The organism is Streptomyces sp. NBC_00271, assembly GCF_036178845.1.
Lineage (GTDB): Bacteria > Actinomycetota > Actinomycetes > Streptomycetales > Streptomycetaceae > Streptomyces.
In genome coordinates, this window is record NZ_CP108070.1 from 7,417,702 (window position 1) to 7,440,963 (window position 23,262).

Sequence of the window (23,262 nt, forward strand, 5' to 3'; positions counted from 1 at the left end):
GGCTGTGACATTTGCGGCTCCGCCGCGTGGGCGCGACCGGCCACGACGCACCCGCGGTGACCCGCAACCCGCAGTTCCCCGGCACTCCCGGCGGAGCGCCCCCGCGGAGCTACTTGGCGCGGTCGAAGTCGATCGCGCTGTACGCCCGCAACTTGCTCAGCCGATGCTCCGACCGAATCTGGCGCACCGTACCCGACTTGGACCGCATCACGATCGACTCGGTGGTCGCGGTCTCCGCCCGGTACCGCACCCCGCGCAGCAGTTCCCCGTCCGTGATCCCGGTGGCGACGAAGAACACGTTCTCGCCGGAGACCAGGTCGTCGGTGAGCAGCACACGGTCGAGGTCGTGCCCGGCGTCCAGCGCCCGCTGTCGCTCCGCGTCGTCCTTGGGCCACAACTTGCCCTGGATGGTGCCGCCCAGGCACTTCACGGCGCAGGCGGAGATGATGCCTTCGGGCGTACCGCCGACGCCGAGGAGCAGGTCGATGCCCGTGCCCTCGCGCAGCGCGAGGATCGAGCCCGCGACGTCGCCGTCGGAGATCAGCTTGATCCGGGCGCCGGTCTCGCGGATCTCCTTGATGATCCCCTCGTGGCGCGGCCGGTCGAGGATCACGACGGTGACGTCCTCGGGCGAGGACTTCTTGGCCTTGGCGACCCGGCGGATGTTCACCGAGACGGGCGCGTTGATGTCGACGAAGTCGGCGGCCTCCGGCCCGGTGACCAGCTTGTCCATGTAGAAGACCGCGGACGGGTCGAACATGGTGCCGCGGTCGGCGGCGGCCAGCACCGCGATCGCGTTCTCCATGCCCTTGGCGGTGAGCGTGGTTCCGTCGATCGGGTCGACGGCGATGTCGCACTCGGGACCGGTCCCGTCGCCCACGCGCTCCCCGTTGAAGAGCATCGGGGCCTCGTCCTTCTCGCCTTCACCGATGACGACGACGCCGTTCATCGAGACGGTTGAGACAAGGGTCCGCATGGCCCGGACGGCGGCGCCGTCGGCGCCGATCTTGTCGCCGCGGCCTACCCAGCGGCCCGCGGCCATCGCGGCGGCTTCGGTGACCCGGACCAGTTCCAGGGCGAGATTTCGGTCGGGGGCCTCGGAAGGGACCTCGAGTTCGGACGGCAGCTGATGATTCTCGGTCATCGAGACGCACCTTTCTGATACGACGACGGCCGGATGAGGGTGTCCCTCGACTCTATCGTCAGGCTGACAAAATGAGCAGGGGGCCCCACGGATGAGCAGGCCAGGGCACCTGCGACGATAGGGGCGTGGCAGGTACGAAAGGCAAGCAGAGCGTCCGGGACATGCTCCTCTCCCTGGGTCTGATCGGGCTCATGGCAGGCGTGATCTACATCTTCATCCCGCACGACGACTCCGCGCCTCCTCTCAAGCGCGTCGACTACCGCGTCGAGCTGCTCACGGCGCGCCGCGCGGCGTCGTATCCCGTGGCGGCACCCGTGGGTCTGCCGACGGCGTGGAAGGCGACCTCGGTGCGCTACGACGGCACCGAGTTCGATGCCTGGCACCTGGGCTTCCACGACCCCGACGGTCAGTACGTGGCGGTCGAGCAGTCGACTCAGCCTGCGGCCGCCTTCGTCGACTCGGCCAGCCAGGGCGCCAAGGAGACGAAGGCCACCCAGCGGATCGGTGACGCGACGTGGCAGCGGTACGAGGGCGACAAGTACGACGCCCTCGTGCTCAAGGCCAAGGGGGCGACCACCGTGGTGACCGGGACGGCGTCGTTCGGGCAGCTGACGAAGATGGCGGAGGCGCTGAAGACGTCGTGACGTCGTGACGTCGTGACGCTGTGACGCTGTGACGTCGTAATGCTGTGACGTCGTGATGCGTCGCGTAATACGTCCGTGTACGCGCATGAGAAGGGCCCCCGGCGCCATTGCCGGGGGCCCTTCTCGTCTCATGCGCGTACGCGCCGGGGCGTACGCGGGGGCTCAGACGGTCGTGATGACCTGGTCGAACTCGAGGCGCGGGGAGCGCGGGAACCAGGCGTCCTCGCCCGGCTTGCCGATGTTGATGACCATCAGCGGGGTGTGGTCGTCGTCCAGGAACTCCTTCTGGACGCCCGCGAAGTCGAGACCGGTCATCGGGCCGGCGGCGAGGCCGGCGGCGCGGACGCCGATGATGAAGTACGCGGCCTGCAGGGCGGCGTTCAGCGAGGCGGCACCCTCACGGGCCGGGCGCTCGGCGAAGAAGAGGTCCTTGGCCTGCGGGAAGTGCGGGAACAGGGTGGGGAGCTCCTCGTGGAACTCGTTGTCCGCGGAGAGGATCGCGACCAGCGGGGCGGTGGCGGTCTTGGGCTGGTTGCCCTCGGCCATGTGCTGCACCAGGCGCTCGCGGGCCTCGGCGGAGCGGACCAGGGTGATGCGCAGGGGCGACTGGTTGAAGGCGGTCGGGCCGTACTTGACCAGGTCGTAGATCGCCTGCACCTGCTCGTCGGTCACCGGCTCGTCGGTGAACGTGTTGGCGGTACGGGCCTCGCGGAACAGCAGGTCCTGGGCGGCGGGGTCAAGAACGAGAGACATCAGAAACCTTCTCGGGATGTGCGGTGGATCCGGGGGGATCGGCTGGCGATGTCGACAGTACGGGGAGGAGGTTTAAGGTTCAACCAAAAACGGGGTGAGGTGATCCGCTTCACAGGGAGTGAGAGGGAGCGAGGGGGAACGAGATCGCTCCCGGGCGCCAGACCGGGGTTCCGGGGAAACGACGAGGCCGCCGTCACCGAGCGGGACGGCGGCCGGGTGTCGCCGGGGCGTCACTGGGGATGTCGCCGGGTGTCACCGGCTGCGGAAGGGAGCGAACGTCATGACGTCACTCGGAGTCGCGGCCCCCGTCTCCGTGCCCGTCTCCGTCCCCGCTCTCCGACTCCTCCTCGGCCAGCGCCGCGTCCAGGCGGGCCCGAGCGCCCTCCAGCCAGCGGCGGCAGACCTTCGCCAGCTCCTCGCCCCGCTCCCAGAGCGCCAGTGACTCCTCGAGCGTCGTGCCGCCCGCCTCCAGTCGGCGTACGACCTCGATCAGCTCGTCCCGCGCCTGCTCGTACCCGAGCGCCTCGTCCACCTTGCTGGTCATGCGCCCACCCTATGCATCGACTCGTACCGTGAATTCACCCTCGGCGACCCGCGCCCGCAGCGCCTCGCCCGCCGCGACCTCGTCGGGGTCCCGGACCACATGACCGTCGGCCTTCTGGAGCACCGCGTACCCCCGTTGCAGGGTCGCGGCGGGGGAGAGGGCCACCACGCGCGCGTGGGTGTGCGTCAGCTCCGAGTCGGCGCGGTCGAGCAGATGCCCGAGCGTGCGCCGCCCGCGGTCCAGCAGCGCGGTGACCTGGTCGGCGCGCTCGTCGACCATCCGGTGCGGATCCTCTATCGAGGGCCGGGCCAGCGCGTGCGCGAGCCCGCGCTCCTCCCGGTCGATGAAGGACTGGACGCTCCGCCGCGCCCGGTCCCGCAGGAACCGCACCCGCTCGTACTCCTCCCCGACGTCCGGCACGACCTTCTTGGCCGCGTCCGTCGGCGTGGACGCGCGCAGGTCGGCCACGAAGTCCAGCAACGGGTTGTCGGGCTCGTGCCCGATGGCCGACACGACCGGCGTACGACAGGCCGCGACCGCCCGTACGAGCTGCTCGTCCGAGAACGGCAGCAGGTCTTCCACGCTGCCGCCGCCGCGCGCCACGATGATCACGTCCACGGTGTCGAGCGCGTCCAGCTCCTTCACGGCCTGCACGACCTGCGGCACCGCGTGCACCCCCTGCACGGGGACGTTGCGCACCTCGAAGCGGACGGCCGGCCAGCGGTGCCGCGCGTTCTCCAGCACGTCCCGCTCGGCCGCGGACGCCCGCCCACATACCAGCCCGATGAGCTGCGGCAGGAACGGCAGGGCCTTCTTGCGATCGGCCGCGAACAGCCCCTCGCTCGCCAGGGACTTCTTCAACTGCTCGAGTCGCGCGAGGAGTTCCCCCACGCCGACCGGTTTGATCTCGGTGGCCCGCAGCGACAGCTGCCCGCGCGGCGCGTACCACTCGGGCTTCGCCAGGACGACGACGCGGGCACCCTCGCTCACCACGTCCGCCACCGCCTCGAACACCTGCCGATAGCAGGTGACGCTCACCGAGATGTCGTACGACGGGTCGCGCAGGGTCAGGAAGACGACGCCCGCGCCGGGGCGCCGCGACAACTGGGTGATCTGTCCCTCGACCCACACCGCGCCGAGCCGGTCGATCCAGCCTCCGATGAGCCGCGACACCTCGCCGACGGGCAGTGGGGCGTCCGCGGACGTGTTGAGAGCCATGCGCCCGAGAGTAACGGCCCCCACTGACACAGTGCCGGTACCCGGCACCGGTCTCGTCGGCCGCTCCGGCGGTGGTCTGCGTGTCGGGCATCGTGCCTCCCGAGGGTCGCGTCCCGCCCACCCCGTCCGGCTCCCCCTCGGTCTCCCCAAGGAGGCGATCTTTGACGCGTCGGGCGCGGCCTTACGATGGGTGCCATGACTGCTTCGCCTGGCCGCCGTGTCCTGCTCGCCGCCCCCCGTGGCTACTGCGCGGGCGTGGACCGCGCCGTGATCGCCGTCGAGAAGGCCCTTGAGCAGTACGGGGCCCCGATCTATGTCCGCCACGAGATCGTCCACAACAAGTACGTCGTGCAGACCCTGGAGAAGAAGGGCGCGATCTTCGTCGAGCAGACGGCCGAGGTCCCCGAGGGGTCCATCGTCATGTTCTCGGCGCACGGCGTCGCCCCGGTCGTCCACGACGAGGCCGCGGCCGGCAAGCTCGCCACCATCGACGCGACCTGCCCGCTGGTCACCAAGGTGCACAAGGAAGCCGTCCGGTTCGCGAACGAGGACTTCGACATCCTGCTGATCGGCCACGAGGGCCACGAGGAGGTCATCGGCACCTCCGGCGAGGCGCCCGACCACATCACCCTCGTGGACGGTCCCGAGGACGTCGCCAAGGTCGAGGTCCGCGACCCGTCCAAGGTCGTCTGGCTCTCCCAGACCACGCTGTCGGTCGACGAGACGATGGAGACGGTCGACGCGCTGAAGGAGAAGTTCCCGCAGCTCATCTCCCCGCCCAGCGACGACATCTGCTACGCCACGCAGAACCGCCAGCTGGCCGTGAAGCGGATGGGAGAGGAAGCCGACCTGGTCATCGTGGTCGGTTCGCGCAACTCCTCCAACTCCGTGCGTCTCGTCGAGGTCGCCAAGCTCGCGGGGGCGCGGGCGGCGTACCTCGTGGACTTCGCCGACGAGATCGAGGAGGGCTGGCTGGAGGGTGTGACGACGGTCGGTGTCACCTCGGGCGCCTCCGTCCCGGAGGTCCTGGTCGAGCAGGTCCTGGAGTGGCTCTCCGCCCGTGGCTTCGAGGACGTCGAGATCGTCAAGGCCGCGGAGGAGTCCATCACCTTCTCGCTGCCCAAGGAGCTGCGCCGCGATCTGCGCGCGGAGGCGGCGGCGCTCGTGGAGCAGCGTACGGCGGCCGGTTCTTCCGCCCCCTCCGAGAAGTGACTGTCTGTCGTACGACGTAGCGTGGGGCCATGCAGATCTTCGGCGTGGACATCGGCGGATCCGGGATCAAGGGTGCCCCTGTGGACCTGGACCGCGGCGAACTGACGGAGGAGCGCCGCAAAGTGCTCACTCCCCATCCGGCGACCCCGGACGCGGTGGCCGACGGCGTGAAGGAGGTCGTCGGTCACTTCGGCTGGACGGGACCCGTCGGCATCACCTTCCCCGGGGTGGTCACCGGCGGCGCCACCATTCGGACGGCCGCCAATGTCGACAAGGCGTGGATCGACACCGACGCGCGGGCCCTGCTGGGCGAGCGGCTGGGCGGCCTCCCGGTGACGGTGCTGAACGACGCGGACGCGGCGGGTGTCGCCGAGATGCAGTTCGGCGCCGGGCGCGACCGCCGGGGCACGGTCCTCCTGCTCACCTTCGGTACGGGCATCGGCAGCGCGCTCTTCGTCGAAGGCGAACTGGTTCCGAACACGGAGCTGGGACACCTCGAGCTGAACGGCCACGACGCGGAGAAGCGCGCCTCCACCAAGGCCAAGGAGGACCACGAGCTGACCTGGGAGCAATGGGCCCACCGGGTGCAGAAGTACCTCGCCCATGTGGAAATGCTCTTCTCGCCCGAGCTCTTCATCATCGGCGGCGGCGTCAGCCGCAAGGCCGACAAGTTCCTGCCGCTGATCGAGGGCATCAAGGCGGAGATCGTCCCGGCGCAGTTGCAGAACAACGCGGGGATCGTGGGGGCGGCGATGCGGGCGGCGAAGTCCGCGTAGGCCCTCCGGGGCGCGCGGGGCCGGGCCGGGAGCCCGGCGCCGGTGCGCCCGCGCCCGTCACCCCCCCTGTCGGGCCCGTTGCCCTACCGCCGTGTCCATCGGGCCCCTTGGCGTGTCCGTCCGGCCCCTCGTGTCCGTCAGGCCGGACGGCGGCGCGGCCGGATCTTCGGGCGGGGCCCCTGGGCCGCCCTGCGCTGGGCGGCCCGGCGGCTCATCAGGCGGACCTTCCGTACGGTGGTGATGACCCCCGCGACGAGCGTCCCCCCGTACAACCATCCCGCCTGGGTCGCCAGCGCGGTGACGAGCCCCATCAGTTCGCCCCCGAACCCGCCGCCCCCGTCGGCGACGGGCAGCAGCCCGAACGCGAAGGCGATGGGTACGACGACGGGCGCGATGACGATGTCTCCTCGCCGCACCCACAGCGCGGTCAGCGCGCACACCGGCAGGAACAGCACCCCGTAGACCACCAGTGACGCCCCGAAGAGCAACTGGTCGAGACAGGCGAGCGCGAACATCGTCGCCGCGCAGAACAGTCCGCCGCCGAGCCCGGTGAGCCGCGGGTTCGGCATCCGCCGTCGCGCCGGAGCGGGCCTGGGCGCGGGTCGCCGCGCGGGGGGCGCACTCCTGCGTACACGGTCGGCGGCGGCGCGCCCGGTCTGGGCGGGAAGAGGTGCGCCGCGTCGCGGTCTGTACTGAGGGGGACGCGTCCTGTGTTGCTCCACTGGACCAACTTAGGTCGGTTTATGTGCGGAATAGCCCCTCAGACACGCCGATGGGCCGACCCTGGCCATGCGTTCGATGCGTCGCCGGTAAGGGACCTCGCACCCCGTAGACTGGTGGATCGGCCCGCGCACCTTCGCGGGCCTGTCGCCCACCCTCACGTACGGGAAGTCGCAACGTGTCGCTCACGATCGGAATCGTCGGTCTGCCCAATGTCGGCAAGTCGACCCTGTTCAACGCCCTGACCAAGAACGACGTGCTCGCGGCCAACTACCCGTTCGCCACGATTGAGCCGAACGTCGGCGTGGTCGGTGTCCCCGACGCGCGCCTGACGAAACTGGCAGAGATCTTCTCCTCCCAGAAGATCCTCCCGGCCACCGTCGACTTCGTCGACATCGCGGGCATCGTGAAGGGCGCCTCGGAGGGCGAGGGCCTGGGCAACAAGTTCCTCGCGAACATCCGTGAATCGGACGCGATCTGCCAGGTCATCCGTGCCTTCAAGGACGAGAACGTCGTGCACGTCGACGGCAAGGTCTCGCCCAAGGACGACATCGAGACGATCAACACCGAGCTGATCCTCGCGGACCTCCAGACCATCGAGAAGGTCCTGCCGCGCCTCCAGAAGGAGTCGCGCATCAAGAAGGACATCGGTCCCAAGGTCGCGGCGGTCGAGGCGGCGAAGGAGATCCTGGAGAAGGGCGACACGCTCTTCTCGCAGGGCATCGTCCAGGGCTCTGGCAACGAGGAGCTCCTGCACGACCTCCACCTCCTGACCACCAAGCCGTTCCTCTACGTCTTCAACGTGGACGAGGACGAGCTGGTCGACGAGGACTTCAAGGCCGAGCAGCGCACCCTGGTCGCCCCCGCCGAGGCGATCTTCCTCAACGCCAAGCTGGAGGCGGACCTCGCCGAGCTCGACGAGGAGGACGCCATGGAGCTCCTGGAGTCGGTGGGCGCCGAGGAGCCGGGCCTCGCCACCCTCGCCCGCGTCGGCTTCGACACCCTCGGCCTGCAGACCTACCTGACGGCCGGCCCCAAGGAATCCCGCGCCTGGACCATCAAGAAGGGCGACACCGCCCCCGAGGCCGCCGGAGTCATCCACACCGACTTCCAGAAGGGCTTCATCAAGGCGGAGGTCATCTCCTTCGAGGACCTCGTCGACACGGGCTCCGTCGCCGAGGCCCGCGCCAAGGGCAAGGCCCGCATGGAGGGCAAGGACTACGTCATGCAGGACGGCGACGTGGTGGAGTTCCGCTTCAACGTCTAGTGGATGACATCCCACTGCATCGCTGATCCGGCAAAAACGCGGATCGGAAGGGGTCCGGCTCCTCGGAGTCGGACCCCTTCTTCGGTGTGCGCACAAGCTCAGCGACAGATCGTCCAGGCGAACCCGCTCGTCGAGTACGCCGACTTCTATGCGCGCCGGGGCGGGGTGAGCTTGTCGAGGTCCAGGCTGATCTCGAAGGGGACGGGGCGCTTCAAGGTGCCCCGGAAGATGCCGGCGGGTGCGTAGGAGCGGGTCGGCTCGTCGAGTTCGTAGACGTGGACGACGGGGGCACCGTCCTCGTCCTCGATGCACCAGTAGTGCGGGATGCCCGCTTCCGCGTACTTGCGGAGCTTGACCGTGCGGTCCCGGTGCGCGGACTCGGGTGAGACGACCTCGACGACGAGTCGTACCTCGTCCGGTGTGAACCAGGTGCGGTCCCCGTCGTAGTCGGCCGTCGTCAGCAACAGGTCCGGTTCGGGTCGGTTGCGCTCGTCGAGCTTTATGGTCCTCTCGCGGCCGACCCTGACATTGACGGGCGCCTGTTCCATGAGGGCGACGGTGAGCATGGTGACGAGGTGGCCGTGCCACCACCGCTGGGGCGACATCATGAAGACGAGGGCTCCGTCGATCAGCTCGGTATGGCGGGGTGCCTCGGGGAGGCGGTCCAGGTCCTCCGCGAACCAGCCTTCCAAGCGCGGCGGGCGCATCCAGTCGGGCAGTCCGGTCATGGCTCAACCGTAGCGATTCGGCGCGGCCCGGACCACGAGACCGTCAACGAGGTGATCGACCTTCCTGGGCGATGGCGTAGGGGCTTGGCTCCGTCGGTGCACCCGGAGGCGGGCCGGGCTGTCGGTGGGGGGCAGTAATGTCGGGCCGGTGGGGAAACGTGAGCGGAGTCTGCTCGCCGAGGGCGTCGGACTGCACGAGGCCGCGCGGGGTGTGCTCGCCGATCACGCCCGCGCGCTCGAAGCGGTGCGCGCGGCGCTGACACCGATCCACGCCGAACTCGTCGGCAAGGAGCTGGACTCCATCCCCGTCTCCCGGCTGAAGGACGTCACCGAGGGGCGGCTGCGGCTCGGGGCGCTGGAGACGGCCGGGTTCGCCTCGGTGCGGGCGGTGTACGAGGCGGGACGGTACGAGCTGCGCCGGCTGCCGGGGGTGGGCGCGCAGACCGCCGACCGTGCCCTCGCGGCGGCTCGGCAGCTCGCGAGGGCGGTGGAGGAGACCGTCTCCGTACGGATGGACGTCGACCGGCCCGAGCCCCGCACAACCGCCCTGGTGATCGCGCTGCGCACCCTCGTCGAGGCCGGTCCCGAGCTGCGCCGGGCCGTGGACGCGGCGACGCGGCTCGACGAGCGGCTCGGGGCGCTACTGCCCGCGGCCCGGCCCGCCGGCCGACGGCTGGGGATGGCGCTCGCGGGGCGGGAGCGGCGACGGAGCGCGCTCGACGCGGTCGCCGAACTGCGCGAGCTGACGGCCGACGCCGGCGCCCGTGACGTACGCCTGCTGCTCGCGCAGGCCTCGACCGACCTGCTGCGGACGCCCGCATCCGAGATCGAGGCGTGGGTCGACTTCGAGTTGCGCTCCGCGGAGTACTACAACCAGCTCGCCGAGGTCTGCGAGCACCGTTCGGACGTGGCGGCCGCCGAAGGCTTCCTGCCGTCGGAGGTCGCCGAGCGGGTGCACGCCCAGACGCTGGACGACACCCGGCGCCGGGTCTCACTGCGCGGCTACCAGGACTTCGGCGCCCGGTTCGCGCTCGCCCAGCGCCGGGTCGTCCTCGGCGACGAGATGGGGCTCGGCAAGACCGTGCAGGCCATCGCCGTACTCGCGCATCTCGCGGCGGACGGGCACAGTCACTTCCTGGTCGTCTGCCCGGCGAGCGTACTGATCAACTGGACGCGTGAGATCGGCGCGCGCAGCACGCTGCGGGCCCTGCCGGTGCACGGCGCGGAGCGGCTCGACGCCTACGAGGAGTGGCGGGAGCGCGGGGGCGTCGCGATCACCACGTACGACATGCTGCACCGCCTGCCCGCCCCGGCCGGTGAAGGGGCGAAGCCGGGGATGGTGGTCGTCGACGAGGCGCACTACGTGAAGAATCCGGACACCCGCCGCTCCAGGGCGGTCGCGGCCTGGACGGGGCACTGCGAGCGCGTCCTGTTCCTCACCGGGACGCCCATGGAGAACCGGGTCGAGGAGTTCCGCACCCTCGTCCGCTACCTCCAGCCGGCCCTCCTCCCCGCGATACGGCACACCACCGCGGCCGCCGGCCCGCACGCCTTCCGCAAGTCCGTCGCCCCCGCCTATCTGCGCCGCAACCAGCGCGACGTCCTCACCGAACTGCCCGCGCTGGTGGAGGTGGACGAGTGGGAGGAGTTCAGCGCCGCGGACCGGGAGGCGTACCTCAAAGCGGTCGCGGACGGGAACTTCATGGCGATGCGCCGGGCCGCGTACGCCGACGCGGAGAAGTCCGCGAAGCTGGGGCGACTGCGCGAACTGGTGGCCGAAGCGGCGGAGAACGGCCTGAAGGTGGTGGTGTTCTCCTACTTCCGCGATGTGCTGGCACTGGTCCGACAAGCCTTGGGAGAGGGCGTGTTCGGGCCGGTCTCCGGTACCGTGCCCGCCGCGCGCAGGCAGCGTCTCGTCGACGACTTCACGGCCGCTCCCGGTCACGCGGTCCTCCTCTGCCAGATCGAGGCCGCCGGTATCGGGCTCAACCTCCAGGCCGCGTCCGTGGTCGTCCTGTGCGAACCGCAGGTCAAGCCCACGATGGAACACCAGGCCGTGGCCCGCGCCCACCGTATGGGCCAGGTCCGCCCCGTCCAGGTGCACCGCCTCCTCGCCACCGACAGCGTCGACCAGCGCCTGCTGCACATCCTCAAGAACAAGACCCGCCTCTTCGACGCCTACGCCCGCCGCAGCGACACCGCCGAACAGAGCCCGGACGCGGTCGACATCTCCGACAGCGCCCTCGCCCGCCGCATCGTGGAGGAGGAGCAAATGCGACTGGCGGGCGCCGTGGGGCCGGGGCAGGGCGGTGCGCGGGAGCCGTGAGGGGCACGTCTTTCGACGCGTGAGTGCCGCCCCGGGCGTTGTGCGGTGACCGACGGCCCCGCCTACCCCCGGGCCGGCCCCGTCTTCACGCCCGCGCCGCACAACGGCACCACCGCCGTACGTCCTGCGAGCACCCCCTCCCGTACGGCCGCCCAGCACGCCACTCCCGTCGACTCGACGTACAGGCCCCGCGACGCCAAGTCCCTCTGAGCGTGGCGGATCTGGTCCTCCGTCACGGTGAGGAACGTGCCACCGGAGTCGCGTACGGCGCGCAGGATCTGGCGGGCCCGGGGCGGGCGCGGGATGGCGATGCCCTCGGCGAAGGTGGGGGCCGAAGGGGTGACGCCGACCAGGTCGTCCGCGCCCTCGGCCCAGGCGTGCGCGAGCGGCGCCACCGCGGCGGCCTGGACGGCGTACAGCGCGGGCCGCCGGTCGATGAGCCCCGCCCCGTGCAGCTCGGCGACGGCGAGGGCGGCACCGAGGAGCAGCGTGCCGTTGCCGACGGGGACGACGATGACATCGGGCAGGCGCCCGCCGAGGTCCTCCCAGAGCTCGTGCACGTACGTCTTCGTACCGTGCAGGAAGTACGGGTTGAAGACGTGCGAGGCGTAGAAGGTGCCCGGGAGGTCCGCGGCCTCGCGCGCCGCCCGCGCCGTCGCCTCCCGGTCCCCGTCCACGAGGTGCACCCGCGCCCCGTGCGCCTCGATCTGCTCCAGCTTCTTCGGCGACGTGCCCTTGGGGACGTACACCGTGCAGGGCAGCGCGGCCCGCGCGCAGTACGCGGCGATCGCCGTCCCCGCGTTTCCGCTGCTGTCCGCGATCACCTGCCGTGGCCCCAGCCGCAGTGCCAGCTCGGTCAGCAGGACGACGCCGCGGTCCTTGAAGGACAGGGTCGGCATCAGGAAGTCCAGCTTGGCCGAGATGCCCCCGCGCAGCTCCACCAGCGGGGTACGGCCCTCGCCCAGGCTGACCGTGGGCGCGGCCAGCGGCAGGCACTCCGTGTACCGCCACAGTGAGTTCACCCGCCCGGTCAGGGAGGTGAGGGGCGCGGGGGTCGGTGCGAAGTCCAGGTCGAGCGGGCCGCGGCAGACCGGGCAGCACCAGTCGAGCGAGCCACCGGGGACGCGCGTACCGTCCGCCGGGCAGAAGCGATCCGGCAAAGGTGTCATGTCCGCAGGCTATGCGTGCGCGCCGAGGTGATCGCGAACTTCGCCATGAGCGGCGCGGGTTACTCCGGCCCCGGCAGTCTGCTCGACGCTGCATCCGCTGTGCGGACACCTTCTCCGCCCACTACAAGAAGGGCCTGGAGCTCATCGACCCGAGGAGGACGGTCACCGCACGCAAGGTTCTGGGCCTCACCACCAACCCGCCGTCGAACGACGAGGGCGGGGGCGGCCGGGGCAACGGGGGAAGCGGTGGCGGTCTGGAGGTGTGACGCGGGCTGTAGCGGGGAGAAAGTGCCTGGGTAAAGCCCACGGCGGGGAGAGGTAATCACATCGAGTGATTCTTTGGCCTTCGCTTGCACAGCACAACCCACGGTTGCCAGGCTGTTGCTGTCTGTACAACCTGATGGGAGCGGCCAGTGACTTTCGGTGAGCAGCCGGCGTATCTGCGTGTCGCGGGTGATCTCCGCAAGAAGATCGTCGACGGTTCGCTGCCACCGCACACCCGCCTCCCCTCCCAGGCCAGGATCCGCGAGGAGTACGGCGTCTCGGACACGGTCGCCCTGGAGGCGCGCAAGGTGCTGATGGCCGAAGGCCTGGTCGAGGGCCGCTCCGGCTCGGGGACGTATGTGCGGGAGCGGCCGGTGCCGCGCCGGGTGGCCCGCTCCGGGTACCGCCCGGACAGTGGAGTGACCCCCTTCCGCCAGGAGCAGGCCGACCTGGCCGTGCGCGGCACCTGGGAGTCGCACAGCGAGCAGGCCGAGGCGAGCGGCGCGATCGCCGAGCGCCTCTCGATCCGGCCCGGCGACCGCGTGATGTGTACGAACTACGTCTTCCGGGACGCCGGCGAGGCGATGATGCTCTCCACCTCCTGGGAGCCCCTCGCCGTCACGGGCCGCACCCCGGTGATGCTCCCCGAAGAGGGTCCGCTCGGGGGCATGGGTGTCGTCGAGCGGATGGCGGCCATCGACGTGATCGTGGACAACGTCACGGAGGAAGTGGGCGCCCGTCCCGGCCTCGCGGAGGAACTCCTCGCGCTCGGCGGTGTCCCCGGGCACGTGGTCGTCGTCATCCAGCGGACGTACTTCGCCTCGGGCCGTCCGGTGGAGACGGCCGACGTCGTCGTACCGGCGGACCGGTATCGCATCGCGTACCACCTGCCGGTGAAGTAGGCGTAGGAGTTCACGGGCGGTCGGCGTCCGCGGGGTGGGGCCCCCTCGTTCCCGGGCGAGCCGACCGCCAAGTGCCCCGCGTGCGACGTCGGTTGCAATCTGGCCTTTCTCAAATGCCCTGTGCGGAGCGGAGTTCGCGCTGCCTGGCGGGCGCACGGAGGGCGCTCGACGGCGCGCTCGTACCCATGCGCCCCCTCCGTCTTGGCTGGTTGCGTACCTCTTTGTGTAAAGGCGTGTTCGCTGCGTGAAGGTTAGGCGTAGGCTCGGGCATATGCGGATTGCGGTTTCGTCAGGGTGCGGGGCACGGCGCGGGCCGGGGGCGGGAAGTGGAGGGGCTCGATGAACGACGGCACGATCACTCTTCCCTGGCTCGTCATACGGCAGGACGACAACGGCAATCGCTACCGCGTCGGCAGGTACGCGACCCGGGCCGAGGCCCAGAAGATCGCGGACAGCCTCGACGACCGCGGCCACAAGCAGCTCTACTGGGTCGAGCGGATCGGGCAGAACGGATCCAAGTGACGGTGTGACGGCCCGGGCTTCGACGGTCCGAGGTCCTGTCCGTGTCCGGTGTGTCCTGTCGTAGGCTCCGGCGCATGGACGAAACGATCGTGGTGGTGGGCGGCGCCCTGCTGCACGACGGACGCCTCCTCGCCGCGCGCCGCAGCGCACCCCCCGAACTGGCCGGACGCTGGGAGCTGCCCGGCGGCAAGGTGGAACCGGGCGAGGCCCCCGAAGCCGCCCTCGTACGCGAACTGCGCGAGGAACTCGGCGTAACGGCGGAGTCCGTCGAGCGCGTCCCGGGGGAGTGGCCCCTGCGGACGCCGTACGTCCTGCGTGTGTGGACCGCGCGACTGCTCCCGGGCTCGGCCGACCCCACGCCCCTCGAGGATCATGACGACCTGCGCTGGCTGAGTCCGGACGAGCTCTGGGACGTGGACTGGCTGGACCAGGACGTCCCCGCCGTGAAGGCGGTGCTGCGGCTCTGGGACGGCCGGGATCTGTCCAGGGGGTGATCCGAACGACACCCCCTGGGCGCCGACGGGTCGCAGGGCCAGGTGCCGCGCACCGGCTCCTCTCTTTGGGGGACACCGGTGACGTACGAGGTGCGGGCGCGGGCGCCGGTGCGCGGCGCTGGGTGCAGGGCTTTCGGGAGCGGGAGGGCGCGAGCCGCGTCCGCGGCCCGAAGTCCCGTACGCCGTTCGTGCCACAGTGCGCCCACGTGTGCGGTAAGGCGTCCCGGATATCGGGTATGTGCCCATTAACCCCACGAAACCGGACATGGGTGGGTTCCTGGCCTGGGAAGTGATCGGCGTGATCGACACCGAAGGCGACTGTGCCGAGTGGAGTTTTCCCGCGGAGCCCGGTGCCGTCCGTACCGCCCGTGCCGTCGTCCGGGGCCAGCTGCGCACCTGGGGGCTGGATTCCCTCGGTGACGTGACCGCGCTGCTGGTCAGTGAGCTGGTGACCAACTCGCTGCGGTACGCCACCGGCCCCATCGGTGTCCGTCTGGTCAGACCCGGAGGACTGCCGGGTGCTCTCCTCGTGGAGGTCTCCGACCCGTTGCCCGACCCGCCCCGTGAGCGGTCCGCCGACGCGGACGACGAGAGTGGTCGAGGGCTGCAACTGGTGGCGGGGTCGTCGCGGCGTTGGGGTACCCGGCCCGGGGACACTGGAAAGACGGTGTGGTTCGAGCTGGGGGTGCCCGGCTGAGGGGGTCGGCGGTGCCTGGTTGAGGGTGTCGGTGGTGCCTGGTTGAGGGTGCGGACTGTGCCCGGCTGAGGGGGCGTCGGCTGTCGTGCTGAGGGTGTGTCGGGCGGAGGGTGGGGCGACCGATTGGTTCAGGCCATCAGAGTTGTCCGGAGTCTTTGATTCGATGGGGCGCCACCTGGTTAGAAGACTGGGAGTATGTCGCGGCCGGTCCAAAAACCATCGGGACCGTGCTGTGATCGTGAACACCGTGTTGTGCGGCGCCGTAGTGCTGGATACTGCGGGCAGCCGCCCCCGGTGACCGGTGCCGGACGCGGTGAGCTGGAGGGGACGGTTCGCGTGAGCGAGATACCAGCGAAGGCCACGGAGTCCGAGGACCCGTCGGACGGCGCGAGGGCGGGGGCCGCGGGCGATTCCGCCGTGGCCGGAGCGACGGGCGGGGCGATGGGCGCCGCCGTGCCCCAACCGCGAGGCGACGCGAGAACCGAGCCGACGAACACACCATGGGGCGGCGCGCCCTCCGGACCGAGCGACGACGCGAGGTCCCGGACGGCGGGCGCCTCGACGGGCGATCCGACGGACGCGGGCACGGACATCGGCGCGGACATGCACCGGGCCACGGCCAAGTCGCCTGGTGGACCGCAGGGCGCAGCGCCCGTTGAATCGCCCGTCGAACCGGACGGCGAGCCCATGGGCGACGCGATGTGGCAGAGCAGCCCGCCCGGTTCGATCTACGACTACATCAAGGTCGCCTCGTTCTCCATCGGCGCCGACGGCCTCGTCGACCAGTGGAGCCTGCGTGCCGAGCAGCTCTTCGGGATATCCCCCGAGCGCGCCCTCGGCATGGACCCCATCGAGGCGTTCTTCGAACCGGACCAGCGTGAGCGCGGCCAGCGCAAGATGGCGGAGATCCTGGACGGCCGCGAGTGGACCGGTGTGGTCCCCTTCCGCATGCCGGCCGCCGAGGACGGCGAGCCGGGCGCCGAGGGCCTCGCCGAGGTCTATGTGATGCCCACCACGACGGAGGACGGCGAACGGGCCGCCGTGTGCATCGTCGTGGACGTCCGGACCCTCCGCAGCATCGAGACGGACCTCGCCGCCTCGCAGGCGATTTTCGGTCAATCTCCGTTCGGCTTCCTGCTCATCGACATGGACCTGCGGGTCCGGCGCGCCAACAAGCGGTTCGCCTCGGTGTTCGGCGGAAACGTGGAGAGCCACCGCGGCCGTACGGTCCACGACTATCTGCCGCGCTCCGAGGCCGATCGGGTCGCCGCGACGCTGCGCCGCGTCCTCGAAACCGGCGACTCCATCACGGACATGCACGTCACCGGTTTCATACCCGGCTCCGACGACCGCCGGCACTGGTCCATCAACCTCTACCGCGTACACAGCGGCACCGGCCGCCCCATCGGTATCGCCTGGCTCGGAACCGACATCACCAGCCGACGCGCCGCGGCCCGGGAAGCTGCCGCCGCCCGGCGCAATCTCGCTCTTCTGAACGAGGCGGGCGCCCGCATCGGCAACTCCCTCGACCTGGAGACCACCGCGCGCGAACTTCTCGACGTCGTCGTGCCCGGTTTCTGCGACCTCGCCACCGTCGACCTGTACCAGGGCCTGCTGGCGGGCGACGAGACCCCGCGGGCGCTCGCCGACGGCAGCGCGGAGCTGCGCCGGGTCGCCTTCGCCAGCGCCGTGTCCGACGCGCCGTTCATCGGCGGACCGGCCCCCGTGACCGTGGGCGCCGTCCACCACTACCCGTTCAACTCGCCCTGCGCGGACGCTCTGCGCACCGCCCGCCCCCAGCACGTCCCCGCCGAGGACGGCGGGCTCATCCAGTCCACGCTGGCGGTCCCGATGGTCGCCCACGACACGGTGGTCGGCCTCGCCCAGTTCTCCCGTACGAAGGGCAGCGAGCCCTTCGGCGACCGCGACCGGGCGCTCGCGGTGGAACTCGCGGCGCGCGCCGCGGTCTGCATCGACAACGCCCGGCTGTACCGCCGTGAGCACGAACGCGCGCTGATCCTGCAGCGCTCGCTCCTCCCGCCGGGCGACCCGGAGGCCTCCGGTCTTGACATCGCGTGTCGGTACCTGCCCGGCAACGCGGCCACCGAGGTCGGTGGCGACTGGTTCGACGTCATCGAACTCCCCGGACACCGCACGGCGTTGGTCGTCGGCGACGTCATGGGGCGCGGTCTGCGGGCTGCGGTCGCCATGGGTGAGCTGCGCACCGCGGTCCGCACCCTGGCCCTCCTCGACCTCGAACCCGCTGAAGTCCTCTCGGCGTTGGACGAGATCGCCCGCGGTCTCGGCACCCCCGGCGGAGTTCAGCAGGCCACCCGCGCGGCCCGCCAGCCCCGCGACGCCGACCTCTCCGAGGTGTACCTGGCGACCTGCGTGTATGCGGTGTACGACTCCGTGACCCGCCGCTGCACCTTCGCCAACGCGGGCCATCTGCCGCCGGTGCTGGTCGAACCCGGCGAGAGCGCGCTGATGCTCGACGTGCCGCCGGGCATGCCCCTCGGGGTGGGCGGCGAGCCCTTCGAGGAGGTAGAGGTCGAACTACCCGAAGGCGCACTGTTGGCGCTCTACACGGATGGACTGGTCGAATCGCGCGATCACCCCCTCGACGAGGGTCTGCAGGCCTTCGTCGGCGCGCTCACCGACCCCTCCCGCCCCCTGGAGGACGTGTGCGACCACGTCCTCAACACCCTCGACACCCACCACGGCGAGGACGACATCGCGCTGCTGATGGCTCGTGTCCAGGGGCTGCCCGCCGATTCCGTCGGCGACTGGACGCTGCCGCGCGAGCCGCGCAGTGTGGGGCGGGCCCGTGAGTACGCGCGCACCCAGCTCACCGCCTGGGGCCTGGAGCCGCTCGTCGACACCGCCGAGCTCCTGGTCAGCGAACTCGTCACCAACGCGCTGCGCTACGGCGAGGGCGAGATCAGGCTGCGCCTGCTGCTGGACCGGACCCTCGTGTGCGAGGTCTGGGACGCGGGCCTCGTCCAGCCGCGCCGGCGCCGTGCCCGCGACACGGACGAGGGGGGCCGGGGGCTGCAGCTCGTCGGCCTGCTCTCCGCCTCGTGGGGCTCGCGGCGGACGCCGCGCGGCAAGACGGTCTGGTTCGAACTCCCGCTCCCGGACGGCGGTACGCCTCTCACGGACCCGGCGGAGGCGTTGCTGAGCCTGTTCTGACGGCGCCGTTCCCCGCACCCCCTTGGGCTGGGCTTCGCCCCGATTCCATTCCCCGCCCGGCCCGGTGGTTCCTCGGCTGCGAGCCGGTGGGGGCTGGTCGCGCAGTTCCCCGCGCCCATAAAAGGCCCCCGCGCTCCTGAAAGCCCCCGCGCCCTCAGAAGTCCCTGCGCCCGCGTGTCCTCGGTCCGCCGAAGCTCGCCGCGGGGGCGTCGGGCGTGTCGTCGAGCAGGATCCCGCCGAGCACCGCACCGCCGACGCCCGCGCCCTCGGGTCCGGCGTACGGATTCCCGTACGCCCGCACGTCCCGCTCCGCGAGCTGCTGGGCCTCCAGAGCGAGCCCATCGGCGCGCCGGACGTCGACGAGGGTGCGGGGCGTGAGCGCGAGGTGCCGCTCCGCCTCCGACAGCCGGGTCCGTGCCTCGACCCCGACCGCTCCCCGGTGTGTCGTGACGAACTCGGAGGCGAGGGCGACGGCACTGCGGGCCGGAAGGAGCGCGTGGTCGCGGAAGGCCCGGTCGAGGAACGCCCGGTCGACGGGCACGCGGTCCTCGGCCAGGAGCGGTGCCCCGGCGTCGGCGAGGCGACGGAGGGCGCCGAGGGGGTCGTACGGACGGACGCCGCCCGTGATCTCCCGTCGCACGTCGGCGACGGCCGACGCGGCGTGCGTGATCCGACTGGGCAGCGCACCGACGGCAGGGAGGCCGCGCGCGGCCACGAGCTCGGCGTCCGCGTCACGCAGCGCGCCGGGCAACAGGGCCGTCGCGGAGGCGAGTTCGGAGGCCACTCGGTCGATACCGGCCACGAAGAGGTCCGCCTGGTCGACGGCGGCCTCGGCGGCCCGCAGATACGCCGTCGCCCGCGCGCCCTCCCCCCGGTCCAGGGACTGCCGGGCCCGGTCCAGGCGGGTGGTGGCGAAGACGAGCCGGTCCTTGGCCTGTTCGACGTCGCCCGCGACGGACAGGGACGCGGAGGGCGCGTACCGCTCGCGCAGTTCGGTGAGCGTCGCCTCCGCGGCCGGGGTGCGCGCGGTGAGCTTCCGGAAACGGGCCTCCGCCGACTCCAGCGCGGCAGGCAACGTCCGCTCCAGGGCGCGCAGCAGATCGAATCCGGGCGCCTCCGCGTCCAGCCGCCGTCCCGCCTCCGTACAGCGGGCGACGATCTCCTCCAGCAGCTGCCGCCGCACGAGGCTGTCGTCCGTCAGGGTGTCGTCCAGCCGCTGCCACAGCCGGAAGGAAGCCGTCAGCTCGGAGCGCGCGAACGCCAGTGCCTCCGTGTACGTCGCGACGGCCTCCTCTCCGAACCGGTCCGCGGCCCAGCCGAGTTCCTCCGTTCCGGTGCGCACGCAGTCGTCGATCTCGACGAGCAACCGTCCCGCCCGGCGGTCGAGTTCGGCGAACGGCACGGGGTGCGGGGTGCCGCCGCCGGGTGTCGTACGGGTCCGGGCCCGTCGTGTCCGCCGCGCGTACGAGTACGCCGCCAGCGCCCCCGCGGCGACCACCGCGACGAGGGGCAGCACGAGATCGCCGGTGTTCGTCCCACCCCGCCCGGGCGCGGACCGCACCTCGTCGGCTCCCGCCCGTGTGATGGGCAGCAGCAGCCATCCCACTGCCAGCAGCCCCCCGAGCACGGCATGCGCCACCCGTACGGCTATGTGGGACGTGGCTCGGCGCGACCGGCTTCGGCTCAGGGGCGACGTCACATTTGGGAGCGTATGACCGCTTGCGCCGGGGCGCGACCGGGAGTGCGCCGAGGCGGGGCCGCTTAAGGTACCGGGGATACGGGGGCATACGGAGGGGGCACGGGGGATGGACGAGCAGCGCACGGGGACCGAGGTGGACACGGAGGCGGAGCCGGTGGCGGAGACGCCGGCGGCATCGGCCGGGGCGGGGACGGACAGAGGAGCGGGCGGGGGAGAGCGCGGGCCGGAGGACGACGAGGGCCGTACCTCCCCGAGCCGGGTCCCCGCCTGGCTTCGAACGGTGGGCAGGGGCTGGCGGCACCCCCGCCTCCGCTGGCCCAAACGGGTCGTACTCGCGCTCGTTCTGGTGTCGGTCCTCTCCCTTCTCGCCGCGGGCACCGCCCTGCGGGTCAACTACGCCGGAGACCCGGCCCCCGGTACCCAGACCAGGAACCGTGACGCCCTCTGGATGGGCCACGCCTGGGTGGACGGCCGGAAGAAGGACGCGGACGTCAAGGCGCTCGCGAAGCGGCTGCGGGCGACGGGGATCCGGGATCTGTATGTGCACGCGGGACCGCTGGAGCACGACGGGACCCTGCCCGAGTCGGCGTACCCGAAGGCGCGTTGGCTGGTCGAGGCCGTGCACCGCGAACTGCCCGGTGTCCGTGTCCAGGCCTGGCTCGGCGACGTGCTCGCCACCGAGGGGGAGGTCGGGATGCGCCTGGAACGGGCGGCCACCCGGGCCGCCGTCGTCCGCTCCGCCGGGCAGATCCTCGACGCCGGTTTCGAGGGCGCCCACTTCGACCTGGAGCCCCTGCACTCCGACGACTCGAATTACCTTTCCCTGCTCGACGATCTGCGCCGCGTCACCCGCGCCCACGACGCCCAGCTCTCCGTCGCCGCCCACCAGATCGACCCGCTCCCGAACCTCCACTCCGTCGTCGGCGCCTTCACCGCGCACCCCAAGTGGTGGTCCCAGTCGTTCTTCGGACAGGTCGCCCGCCGGGTCGACCAGATCGCCGTGATGTCGTACGACACGGCGCTTCCGCTGGAGAGCCTGTACGGGGGCTACGTCGCCGAGCAGACCTCCCTCGCCCTCGAAGTCACCCCGAAGTCGACCGACCTGCTGATGGGCCTGCCCTTTTATTACGAGGACAACATGGACCACCACGGCTCCGCCGAGACGGTCGCGGCGGCCGTCCGCGGCACCCGCCTCGGCCTCTCCCGCACCGACCGCACCCGGGAACACTTCGGCGTCGCCCTGTACGTGGACTTCGCCGCCCGGGAGAAGGACTGGACGGCGTACGAGGAAGGCTGGGTCCGATGACCGCCCCGCGCAGGCCGCTCACGAGGGACGAGCTCGCGCCCCTCGCCCGTGCCGCTTTCGGCCCGGCCCGGACGCTCACCGCGGTCGCCCGGCTGCGCGGCGGCAGCAAGAAGGGTGTCTACCGGCTCTTCCTCGACGACGGCTCCACCGCGATCGCCTACGTCTGGGACCCGGCCGAGGACTACTGGGACGCGGCCCCGGCCGACCCCCGCGACTCCTTCTCGCACGCCTCCGGGCTCGACCTCTTCACCGCCGCGTACGACAGGCTCACCGCCCTCGGCATCCGCACGCCCCGCCTGCTGTTCGCCGACCGCAGCCACACGCATCTGCCCTCGGACGTGGCCGTGGTGGAGGACGTGCGCGGCGGTAGTCTCGAGGACCTGCTGCACCGTGACCCCGAGGCCGCCGAAGGGCCCCTGCGGGAACTGGCCGAGGCCCTGCGCACCCTGCACGCCCACCCCGCACCCCGCCACGGCAAGGTCGCCGTCGTCGACAACGGCGGCAGCGCGCACGGCGGTTCGTGCGAACAGGTCGTCCTCGAACGGGCCCTGGCCGACCTGGCGGAGGCCGCCGCACGCGACTCTCGGCTCGCCGCCGTACGCGAGGCTCTGTACGACCGTCTGCACGCCCTCGCCGAGACGGTCCGACCGCGCAGCCGCGTCGGCCTGGTCCACGGCGAACTCGGCCCGGACCACGTCCTCGTGGACGAGTACGGCCACCCCGCCCTCATCGACATCGAGGGCCTGCTCTACTTCGACGCCGAGTGGGAGCACGTCTTCCTGCGCCAGCGCTTCCACGACGACTACGCAGCTCTGCGTGCCGAGGGTCTCGACGAGGACCGGCTGCGCCTCTACCGCCTGGCCATGCACCTCTCGCTGGTCGCGGGCCCGCTCCGGCTCCTCGACGGCGACTTCCCGGATCCGGAGTTCATGCGGGCGATCGCGGAACACAGCGTCGGGCAGACCCTCACGCTGCTGGAGCACCCCGTGCCATGATCTGGGGGCACGCCTGGTCGGCGCGCTGTGGGGGAGGGAGAGACGGTGCACCTGTATCTGGTGGGCTTCGCCGCGCTGGCGATGACCGGCACGGCGCTGATGGGGATCGCCGGGATCGTCACGGGCTGGGTGCCGCGCTGGATGCGCGTACGTGTCCTCCGGCCGAAGCTGTGGGGGTACGGCGTGGTGGTGGGGGCCGTCGGCATGTCCCTGTACATGTTCATCGGGCCGTTCCGAGGCCCCGACCTCAGCATGGCGCCCTTCGCGATGACCGGTATGGCCATGTTCTTCGCGGGGCTCTGGCTGCAGACGCTCTCGCGGCGTCCCGGTCGCCCCGGCATCCCCGAACGCCGATGACAGCGCCCTGGCTCTTCGCGGCGGGCCTCGGCGAGGGCGTGGTGCTCGGACTCGCGGCGGCCGTCGGGATCGTCGCCGTGCGCGGCGGCCGGGTGCCGGGGTGGGAGCGCCGTCCCGTCGTCCGGCGCCGCCTGTGGGGCCGGGGCGCGCTGCTGGTGACGGCGGCCGTCGCGCTCCAGTCGTTGAACCTGGCCTTCTCGGGCCCCGGCTTCCTCCAGTTCGCGGGCGCCCTCGTGAGCGGCGCGGGCCTGATCACCGGGGCCGCCCTGATGCACCGGGCGACCCGGGACCGCCGCCGCGGCCCCACCGCTCCTTCGACTCCCTAGGGTCCTA

23 protein-coding genes are annotated in these 23,262 nt (G+C 71.5%); 15 read left to right on the forward strand and 8 right to left on the reverse strand.

All coding sequences use genetic code 11. From position 1 onward, the window contains the following. Positions 1-109: 109 nt before the first annotated feature. Positions 110-1,144, reverse strand: coding sequence for a class II fructose-bisphosphatase (glpX, locus tag OG798_RS33835; protein WP_095852778.1), 1,035 nt, complete (start codon positions 1,142-1,144; stop codon positions 110-112). 125 nt (positions 1,145-1,269) lie between these two features. Between glpX and OG798_RS33840 the strand changes: the two genes are divergently transcribed. Beyond that, on the forward strand, positions 1,270-1,788 hold the full coding sequence (locus OG798_RS33840; RefSeq protein WP_095852777.1) for a DUF4245 domain-containing protein: 519 nt from the start codon (positions 1,270-1,272) through the stop codon (positions 1,786-1,788). A 162-nt stretch (positions 1,789-1,950) separates the two neighbouring features. Here OG798_RS33840 and OG798_RS33845 read toward each other — a convergent pair whose 3' ends face one another. The 3 genes from OG798_RS33845 to xseA form a co-directional block, all read right to left on the reverse strand. After that, positions 1,951-2,541, reverse strand: coding sequence for a malonic semialdehyde reductase (locus OG798_RS33845; RefSeq protein WP_097224876.1), 591 nt, complete (start codon positions 2,539-2,541; stop codon positions 1,951-1,953). A gap of 286 nt (positions 2,542-2,827) precedes the next feature. Further along, positions 2,828-3,085, reverse strand: a complete 258-nt coding sequence (locus OG798_RS33850) for an exodeoxyribonuclease VII small subunit (protein ID WP_067368332.1) — start codon at positions 3,083-3,085, stop codon at positions 2,828-2,830. Positions 3,086-3,094: 9 nt separating this feature from the next. Continuing rightward, positions 3,095-4,303 carry an exodeoxyribonuclease VII large subunit gene (xseA, locus tag OG798_RS33855; protein ID WP_095852775.1) on the reverse strand — a complete coding sequence of 403 codons (1,209 nt, stop codon included), beginning with the start codon at positions 4,301-4,303 and terminating at the stop codon, positions 3,095-3,097. 186 nt (positions 4,304-4,489) lie between these two features. Between xseA and OG798_RS33860 the strand changes: the two genes are divergently transcribed. Both OG798_RS33860 and ppgK read left to right on the forward strand, forming a co-directional pair. Then, entirely contained in the window at positions 4,490-5,515 is a 1,026-nt protein-coding gene (locus OG798_RS33860) for a 4-hydroxy-3-methylbut-2-enyl diphosphate reductase (RefSeq protein WP_095852774.1), read from the forward strand. Positions 5,516-5,544: 29 nt separating this feature from the next. Further along, complete coding sequence (gene ppgK / locus OG798_RS33865; RefSeq protein WP_095852773.1) at positions 5,545-6,291, forward strand: polyphosphate--glucose phosphotransferase; 747 nt, start codon at positions 5,545-5,547, stop codon at positions 6,289-6,291. Positions 6,292-6,428: 137 nt separating this feature from the next. On the opposite strand, the gene OG798_RS33870 is transcribed toward ppgK, so the two are convergent. After that, positions 6,429-6,860 (reverse strand): DUF6542 domain-containing protein, encoded by a 432-nt coding sequence (locus tag OG798_RS33870; protein WP_306454731.1) that lies wholly within the window; start codon positions 6,858-6,860, stop codon positions 6,429-6,431. A gap of 329 nt (positions 6,861-7,189) precedes the next feature. Here OG798_RS33870 and ychF point away from each other — a divergent pair, with 329 nt between their 5' ends. After that, on the forward strand, positions 7,190-8,278 hold the full coding sequence (gene ychF / locus OG798_RS33875) for a redox-regulated ATPase YchF (RefSeq protein ID WP_095852771.1): 1,089 nt from the start codon (positions 7,190-7,192) through the stop codon (positions 8,276-8,278). A 146-nt stretch (positions 8,279-8,424) separates the two neighbouring features. Here the strand turns inward: ychF and OG798_RS33880 are convergent, their stop codons facing one another. Next, entirely contained in the window at positions 8,425-9,006 is a 582-nt protein-coding gene (locus tag OG798_RS33880) for a Uma2 family endonuclease (RefSeq protein ID WP_328758172.1), read from the reverse strand. A gap of 148 nt (positions 9,007-9,154) precedes the next feature. Here OG798_RS33880 and OG798_RS33885 point away from each other — a divergent pair, with 148 nt between their 5' ends. Then, positions 9,155-11,332 (forward strand): DEAD/DEAH box helicase, encoded by a 2,178-nt coding sequence (locus OG798_RS33885; protein WP_328758173.1) that lies wholly within the window; start codon positions 9,155-9,157, stop codon positions 11,330-11,332. A 62-nt stretch (positions 11,333-11,394) separates the two neighbouring features. Here the strand turns inward: OG798_RS33885 and OG798_RS33890 are convergent, their stop codons facing one another. Further along, on the reverse strand, positions 11,395-12,501 hold the full coding sequence (locus OG798_RS33890; RefSeq protein ID WP_328758174.1) for a pyridoxal-phosphate dependent enzyme: 1,107 nt from the start codon (positions 12,499-12,501) through the stop codon (positions 11,395-11,397). A gap of 11 nt (positions 12,502-12,512) precedes the next feature. On the opposite strand from OG798_RS33890, the gene OG798_RS33895 reads away from it, so the two are divergent. The 6 genes from OG798_RS33895 to OG798_RS33920 all read left to right on the forward strand — a co-directional run bounded on the left by OG798_RS33895 (position 12,513) and on the right by OG798_RS33920 (position 18,572). After that, complete coding sequence (locus OG798_RS33895) at positions 12,513-12,767, forward strand: hypothetical protein (protein WP_328758175.1); 255 nt, start codon at positions 12,513-12,515, stop codon at positions 12,765-12,767. Positions 12,768-12,914: 147 nt separating this feature from the next. Further along, positions 12,915-13,667 (forward strand): GntR family transcriptional regulator, encoded by a 753-nt coding sequence (locus OG798_RS33900; protein ID WP_097224872.1) that lies wholly within the window; start codon positions 12,915-12,917, stop codon positions 13,665-13,667. 339 nt (positions 13,668-14,006) lie between these two features. Continuing rightward, positions 14,007-14,189, forward strand: coding sequence for an SPOR domain-containing protein (locus tag OG798_RS33905; RefSeq protein ID WP_055618615.1), 183 nt, complete (start codon positions 14,007-14,009; stop codon positions 14,187-14,189). 74 nt (positions 14,190-14,263) lie between these two features. Further along, on the forward strand, positions 14,264-14,683 hold the full coding sequence (locus OG798_RS33910; protein ID WP_328758176.1) for a (deoxy)nucleoside triphosphate pyrophosphohydrolase: 420 nt from the start codon (positions 14,264-14,266) through the stop codon (positions 14,681-14,683). A 265-nt stretch (positions 14,684-14,948) separates the two neighbouring features. Continuing rightward, the gene (locus OG798_RS33915) at positions 14,949-15,380 is read left to right on the forward strand and encodes an ATP-binding protein (protein WP_095852766.1); all 432 of its coding nucleotides are present in this window, start codon (positions 14,949-14,951) and stop codon (positions 15,378-15,380) included. 336 nt (positions 15,381-15,716) lie between these two features. After that, entirely contained in the window at positions 15,717-18,572 is a 2,856-nt protein-coding gene (locus OG798_RS33920) for a SpoIIE family protein phosphatase (protein WP_267062745.1), read from the forward strand. Positions 18,573-18,726: 154 nt separating this feature from the next. On the opposite strand, the gene OG798_RS33925 is transcribed toward OG798_RS33920, so the two are convergent. Further along, positions 18,727-20,271: a hypothetical protein gene (locus OG798_RS33925; RefSeq protein ID WP_121415104.1), complete on the reverse strand. Its 1,545-nt coding sequence runs from the start codon at positions 20,269-20,271 to the stop codon at positions 18,727-18,729. Between the two features lie 106 nt (positions 20,272-20,377). On the opposite strand from OG798_RS33925, the gene OG798_RS33930 reads away from it, so the two are divergent. The 4 genes from OG798_RS33930 to OG798_RS33945 are packed head-to-tail and all read left to right on the forward strand — an operon-like array spanning position 20,378 to position 23,255. After that, the gene (locus OG798_RS33930; RefSeq protein ID WP_328758177.1) at positions 20,378-21,577 is read left to right on the forward strand and encodes a hypothetical protein; all 1,200 of its coding nucleotides are present in this window, start codon (positions 20,378-20,380) and stop codon (positions 21,575-21,577) included. Further along, positions 21,574-22,572 carry a phosphotransferase family protein gene (locus OG798_RS33935; protein WP_328758178.1) on the forward strand — a complete coding sequence of 333 codons (999 nt, stop codon included), beginning with the start codon at positions 21,574-21,576 and terminating at the stop codon, positions 22,570-22,572. The genes OG798_RS33930 and OG798_RS33935 overlap by 4 nt, the downstream gene beginning before the upstream one ends. Positions 22,573-22,617: 45 nt before the next feature. Then, a complete protein-coding gene (locus OG798_RS33940; RefSeq protein ID WP_095852763.1) occupies positions 22,618-22,929 on the forward strand; it encodes a hypothetical protein in 312 nt (103 codons plus the stop codon). Then, entirely contained in the window at positions 22,926-23,255 is a 330-nt protein-coding gene (locus tag OG798_RS33945; RefSeq protein ID WP_095852762.1) for a hypothetical protein, read from the forward strand. Before OG798_RS33940 ends, OG798_RS33945 begins: the two co-directional genes overlap by 4 nt. Positions 23,256-23,262: the final 7 nt, after the last annotated feature.

Excerpts from the sequence above, each read along its gene's own strand:
- glpX (WP_095852778.1), bottom strand. The coding sequence starts at position 1,144 with ATGACCGAGAATCATCAGCTGCCGTCCGAACTCGAGGTCCCTTCCGAG.
- OG798_RS33845 (WP_097224876.1), bottom strand. The coding sequence starts at position 2,541 with ATGTCTCTCGTTCTTGACCCCGCCGCCCAGGACCTGCTGTTCCGCGAG.
- OG798_RS33850 (WP_067368332.1), bottom strand. The coding sequence starts at position 3,085 with ATGACCAGCAAGGTGGACGAGGCGCTCGGGTACGAGCAGGCGCGGGAC.
- xseA (WP_095852775.1), bottom strand. The coding sequence starts at position 4,303 with ATGGCTCTCAACACGTCCGCGGACGCCCCACTGCCCGTCGGCGAGGTG.
- OG798_RS33860 (WP_095852774.1), top strand. The coding sequence starts at position 4,490 with ATGGGTGCCATGACTGCTTCGCCTGGCCGCCGTGTCCTGCTCGCCGCC.
- ppgK (WP_095852773.1), top strand. The coding sequence starts at position 5,545 with ATGCAGATCTTCGGCGTGGACATCGGCGGATCCGGGATCAAGGGTGCC.
- OG798_RS33870 (WP_306454731.1), bottom strand. The coding sequence starts at position 6,860 with ATGCCGAACCCGCGGCTCACCGGGCTCGGCGGCGGACTGTTCTGCGCG.
- OG798_RS33880 (WP_328758172.1), bottom strand. The coding sequence starts at position 9,006 with ATGACCGGACTGCCCGACTGGATGCGCCCGCCGCGCTTGGAAGGCTGG.
- OG798_RS33890 (WP_328758174.1), bottom strand. The coding sequence starts at position 12,501 with ATGACACCTTTGCCGGATCGCTTCTGCCCGGCGGACGGTACGCGCGTC.
- OG798_RS33895 (WP_328758175.1), top strand. The coding sequence starts at position 12,513 with ATGCGTGCGCGCCGAGGTGATCGCGAACTTCGCCATGAGCGGCGCGGG.
- OG798_RS33905 (WP_055618615.1), top strand. The coding sequence starts at position 14,007 with ATGAACGACGGCACGATCACTCTTCCCTGGCTCGTCATACGGCAGGAC.
- OG798_RS33910 (WP_328758176.1), top strand. The coding sequence starts at position 14,264 with ATGGACGAAACGATCGTGGTGGTGGGCGGCGCCCTGCTGCACGACGGA.
- OG798_RS33915 (WP_095852766.1), top strand. The coding sequence starts at position 14,949 with ATGGGTGGGTTCCTGGCCTGGGAAGTGATCGGCGTGATCGACACCGAA.
- OG798_RS33930 (WP_328758177.1), top strand. The coding sequence starts at position 20,378 with ATGGACGAGCAGCGCACGGGGACCGAGGTGGACACGGAGGCGGAGCCG.
- OG798_RS33935 (WP_328758178.1), top strand. The coding sequence starts at position 21,574 with ATGACCGCCCCGCGCAGGCCGCTCACGAGGGACGAGCTCGCGCCCCTC.
- OG798_RS33945 (WP_095852762.1), top strand. The coding sequence starts at position 22,926 with ATGACAGCGCCCTGGCTCTTCGCGGCGGGCCTCGGCGAGGGCGTGGTG.